The 5235-nt window shown below is 70.3% G+C and carries 4 protein-coding genes; all 4 read left to right on the top strand.

Annotated features, from left to right (window positions below; translation table 11 throughout):
• A partial coding sequence (locus ACYVE7_RS28550; protein WP_460368906.1) for a hypothetical protein occupies positions 1–1192 on the top strand: 1192 nt, incomplete at its 5' end.
• Between the two features lie 91 nt (positions 1193–1283).
• Positions 1284–2225, top strand: a complete 942-nt coding sequence (locus ACYVE7_RS28545; RefSeq protein WP_460368904.1) for a bifunctional riboflavin kinase/FAD synthetase — start codon at positions 1284–1286, stop codon at positions 2223–2225.
• Positions 2226–2415: 190 nt separating this feature from the next.
• Positions 2416–2685, top strand: coding sequence for a 30S ribosomal protein S15 (gene rpsO, locus ACYVE7_RS28540; protein WP_460368902.1), 270 nt, complete (start codon positions 2416–2418; stop codon positions 2683–2685).
• 289 nt (positions 2686–2974) lie between these two features.
• Positions 2975–5235: polyribonucleotide nucleotidyltransferase (locus ACYVE7_RS28535; protein WP_460368908.1), on the top strand; the 2261-nt coding region annotated here is incomplete at its 3' end.

The following is a 5235-nucleotide window of genomic DNA, read 5'->3' as shown; positions in this document are numbered from 1 at the left end:
CCCCGCCGCCGACGAGGCCCTGGCCGTCCTGATCGGCCTGCGCGACCCTCGCGCCGCCCGCCTGCTGGCCCGCGACCTCCACGACCGCCCGGAGGCGGTTCGAGCGGTCGAGATCCGGCACGCCCACGACGACCACGAATGCGTCCAGCCCCTGGTGCTCCGCGACGACACCGAGTTCCTGATCCCCTTCGACCGGCCGCTCCTGGAGTCGGTCCGCGCCGAGCTGCGCGCCGTCGCCGCCGCCTCCCGCCGGACCAGACGCCGCCGCGCCCCCCGCTGGCCGGTCGACCTCGACACGCTCCTCGGCCTGCTGCACTCCTGGGGACCTGACGCCCACGAGGCCCGCGCCGAACTCGCCCTGAAGCTCCCCATCACTTCCCGCCGCCGCGCCGAGCTGCTGTTCCTCCTCGCACCCACTCCCCGGGAACGCACCGCGGCGGCCACGCGCCTGCGCGACCTCCTCGAGCGGAGCACCCCTTACGGCCGGGTGGAGGACGCGCACGTCTACTGGCGCTTGACCGCCGACCCCGGCCCCATCCTGGGGGAGATCCGCCGCGCCTTCGCCGAGAAGATCGAACGCTACACGGCCGCCCGAACCCTCCTGGCCCTCGGCGGCACCGCCCGCCCCCTCGTCCCCGAACTCCGCACCCTCCTGCTCTCCCGGAAGCCCGCCAAACTGGTCCGCGACGGCTGGGGCTTCGAGCTGGCCACCGCCTACTGGCGTCTCACCGCCGACCCCGAACCGCTCCTCCCTCTCCTCAAAGCCGCCAGAAAAGACCCCTGGGACTCCAGCGAAGCCTGCGCCCTCATCCGCGAGATGGGTCCGGCCGCCGCACCGTTGGCCCCCTGGGTGGCCCGCCAGGCGGCCGAGCGCCATCAGCCCGCGGAAGAGGTTCTCGCGCTGACCGCACTCCACCCCGACGGCGCCTACCCGCCGCCCTTGACCGCCGAGCGCCTCATCACCCGCCTGGTCCGCCCCCTGCGCCGCGAAGGCACCGGCTCTTTCGCGCGGCGATCGCTGGACGCCATCGCCGAACTCGGCATCGCCCACGCCACCCCTGGATCCCGCAGGGCTCTCCACCGCCTGGTCGGCTCCGACACCCGCACCACCTCCTGCGTCGCCGAGGACGAGAGCCTCCGCACCGAGGCCGAAGCGGTCCTGTGGCCCGTGGGTGGACCTACTGGCGAGTAGAGTCTGGGGTACGGGGGGTGCGCCGTCGAAGGCCGTCGTGGCGGCATGGCAGGCTTGTCCCCATAGGACTTGTGTGACCGAGGGAGCGGCAGTGCGGCGCTGGTACGGCCTGGACGAAGTGCCCCAGGACTGGGGGCGGTCGGTCGTGACCATCGGCGTGTTCGACGGCGTCCACCAGGGCCACCGCACGGTGGTCAGGCGGGCCGCCGAACTCGCCGCTGAGCTGGGCCTGCCCAGCGTGGTGATCACTTTCGACCCGCACCCGGACGAGGTGGTGCGCCCCGGCAGCCACCCGCCGCTGCTCGGCTCCGCCAAACGCCGCGCCGAACTGCTGTCCGAGCAGGGCGTCGACGCGGTGATGGTGGTGCCGTTCACGCTGGAGCTGTCGAAGGTCGGCCCGGACGAGTTCGTCCAGTCGGTGCTCGTGGACAGGCTGCACGCCGCCCGCGTGATCGTCGGCGAGGACTTCCGGTTCGGCCACAAGGCCAAGGGCGACGTGCCCCTCCTGCGGGAGCTGGGCGAGAAGTACGACTTCGAGGCTGAGGGAGTTCCTTTGGTGGCCAACGGCGACACCATCTCGTCCACCGCGATCCGGGCGAAGCTCGCCGACGGCGCCGTCGAGGAGGCCGCGCACGCGCTGGGCCGCCCGCACCGGGTGGAGGGCGTCGTGGTCAGGGGCCACCAGCGGGGCCGTGCCCTGGGCTTCCCGACCGCGAACGTCGAGTCGGTGCCGCACACCGCGATCCCCGCGGACGGCGTCTACGCCGGCTACCTGGTCTGTGACTCCGACCGCTACCCGGGCGCCAAGTGGCCCGCGGCGATCTCCATCGGCACCAACCCGACCTTCGACGGCGTCGAGCGCACCGTCGAGGCGTACGCCCTGGACCTCGACGATCTCGATCTTTACGGCGAGCACGTGGCCGTCGACTTCGTCGCCCGGATCCGCGGCATGGTCAAGTTCGACTCGATCGACGCCCTGATCGAGGAGATGGGCCGCGACGTCGAGCGCGCCCGCGAGGTCACCGCGCCCTGAAGGGGCGACGGTCACCGGCTCCTGACGGTTCGTGATACCGTGAGTAGTCACTAGAGCTGTGCTCGTACGGGCGCACTCTGGGCCACGCCTGCTGCGCCCTCAGAGCGGCAGGTCGTTTCACGAACGCATCATGCGGCCCGGGCCTGAAAACCCCGGTGAGCTGCGGATGTCGAGCAAACTAAGGAGTCACGTGTCCCTGGACACCGCCGTCAAGAACCAGATCATCGCCGAGTACGCGACCGTTGAGGGTGACACCGGGTCCCCGGAGGTCCAGGTCGCACTGCTGACGAAGCGGATCAACGACCTGACCGAGCACCTCAAGGCGCACAAGCACGACCACCACAGCCGTCGTGGCCTGCTGCTCCTGGTCGGCCGCCGCCGCCGTCTGCTGAAGTACCTGCAGAACAAGGACATCAGCCGTTACCGCTCGCTGATCGAGCGTCTCGGCCTGCGCCGCTAGCTTTTGCGAGGGAGTGATCCGGATCACCTGGGTCACTCCCTCAGTAGTAACCTGACCTAGAACTAACAACATGCCCGCGAACGCCATCCGGCGCGACGAGGGCCGGTCCTCGGTAGTGGCCACCAGATAGACGCCTCCGCATGACGAGAGGCGCGGGATCTGCGGGCTTCGATCGAAGACCGGCAAGGAATCTCGGGCGAGGTACGCGTTCGGCGGGGTAGCCGATCTCGGGGTGACGATTCCCCGAGGTCTGAAACCGGGAGGTTTTCCCTTGTCAGATGCCATTCGTATGGACGGCGTCTCCGTCGCCGAAGCCGTGATCGACAACGGCTCTTTCGGCGTCCGCAAGCTGCGTTTCGAGACCGGCCGCCTGGCCCGCCAGGCCGCCGGCTCGGCCGTCGTCTACCTGGACGACGACACCATGGTCCTGTCCGCCACGTCCGCTTCCAAGCGGCCGAAGGACAACCTCGACTTCTTCCCCCTGACGGTGGACGTCGAGGAGCGCATGTACGCCGCGGGCCGCATCCCCGGCTCGTTCTTCCGCCGTGAGGGCCGGCCGTCCGAGGACGCCGTCCTCACCTGCCGCCTGATCGACCGGCCGCTGCGCCCGTCGTTCGTCAAGGGCCTGCGCAACGAGATCCAGATCGTCGCGACGATCATGGCTCTCGACCCCGACCAGCTCTACGACGTCGTGGCGATCAACGCCGCGTCGATGTCGACGCAGCTCGCGGGCCTGCCCTTCTCCGGCCCGATCGGCGGCGTCCGCGTCGCGCTGATCGACGGCCAGTGGGTCGGTTTCCCGACCCACACCGAACTGGAGCGCGCCACCTTCGACATGGTCGTCGCGGGCCGCACCCTCGCCGACGGCGACGTCGCGATCATGATGGTCGAGGCCGAGTCCACGACCAGGACCCTGGGCCTGGTGGCCGAGGGCGCCGTCGGCCCGACCGAAGAGGTCGTCGCCGCCGGTCTGGACGCCGCCAAGCCGTTCATCAAGGAGCTGTGCCGGGCCCAGCTGGAGCTGGCCGCCGACGCCGCCAAGGAGACCGCCGAGTACCCGGTCTTCCTCGACTACTCCGACGACGCCCTCGAGGCCGTCACCGCCGCGGTCTCCGGCCCGCTCGCCGAGGCCCTGACCATCGCCGGCAAGCAGGAGCGCGAGACCAAGCTGTCCGAGCTCCAGGCTCAGACCACCGAGCAGCTCGCCGAGCGGTTCGAAGGCCGTGAGAAGGAGCTGTCGGCGGCGTTCCGCTCGCTGACCAAGAAGCTCATCCGCGAGCGGATCATCCGCGACGGCGTCCGCATCGACGGCCGCGGCGTCAAGGACATCCGCCAGCTGTCCGCCGAGGTCAACGTGGTGCCCCGCGTGCACGGCTCGGCGCTGTTCGAGCGCGGCGAGACCCAGATCCTGGGCATCACCACGCTGAACATGCTCCGGATGGAGCAGACGATCGACACGCTCAACCCCGAGCGCACCAAGCGGTACATGCACAACTACAACTTCCCGCCGTACTCGGTCGGTGAGACGGGCCGCGTCGGTTCGCCGAAGCGCCGCGAGATCGGCCACGGCGCCCTCGCCGAGCGCGCGCTGCTGCCGGTCCTGCCGACCCGCGAGGAGTTCCCCTACGCGATCCGCCAGGTCTCCGAGGCGCTCAGCTCCAACGGTTCGACTTCGATGGGCTCGGTCTGCGCGTCCACGATGTCGCTGCTGGACGCCGGTGTGCCGCTGAAGGCCCCCGTCGCCGGTATCGCGATGGGCCTCATCCACGAGGGTGGCGAGTACGTCGCGCTGACCGACATCCTCGGCGCCGAGGACGCTTTCGGCGACATGGACTTCAAGGTCGCCGGCACCAAGGACCTCATCACGGCCCTGCAGCTCGACACCAAGCTCGACGGCATCCCCGCCGAGGTGCTCGCCGCCGCCCTGCGCCAGGCCCGGGGCGCGCGCCTCGCGATCCTGGACGTCATGGAGGACGCGATCGAGGGCGCGGCCGAGATGTCGGAGTACGCCCCGCGGATCATCACCATCAAGGTGCCCGTGGACAAGATCGGAGAGGTCATCGGCCCGAAGGGCAAGATGATCAACTCGATCCAGGCGGATACCGGTGCCGAGATCACCATCGAGGACGACGGCACCATCTACGTCGGCGCCACCAACGGGCCTTCCGCCGAGGCCGCGCGCCAGGCGATCAACTCGATCGCCAACCCGCACATGCCGGAGATCGGCGAGCGCTACCTGGGCACGGTCGTCAAGACCACGACCTTCGGCGCCTTCGTCTCCCTCATGCCGGGCAAGGACGGCCTCCTGCACGTCAGCCAGCTGCGCAAGCTGCACGGCGGCGTGCGGATCGAGAACGTCGAGGAGTTCATCAAGGTCGGCGAGAAGATCCAGGTCGAGGTCACCGAGATCGACCAGCGCGGCAAGCTGTCGCTGGTCCCGGTCGAAGTGATCGAGAAGGAGGCCGCCGGCGAGTCCGCCGCTCCGGTCGCCGCCGTGGGCTCCTCCGCCCCGGCCGCCGAGGCCGCTCCGGCCGCCGGTGACGACCGTCC

The organism is Actinocorallia lasiicapitis (genome assembly GCF_054778695.1).
Note: the sequence above shows the minus strand (reverse complement) of the source record. Positions and strands in the feature narration are given on the sequence as shown.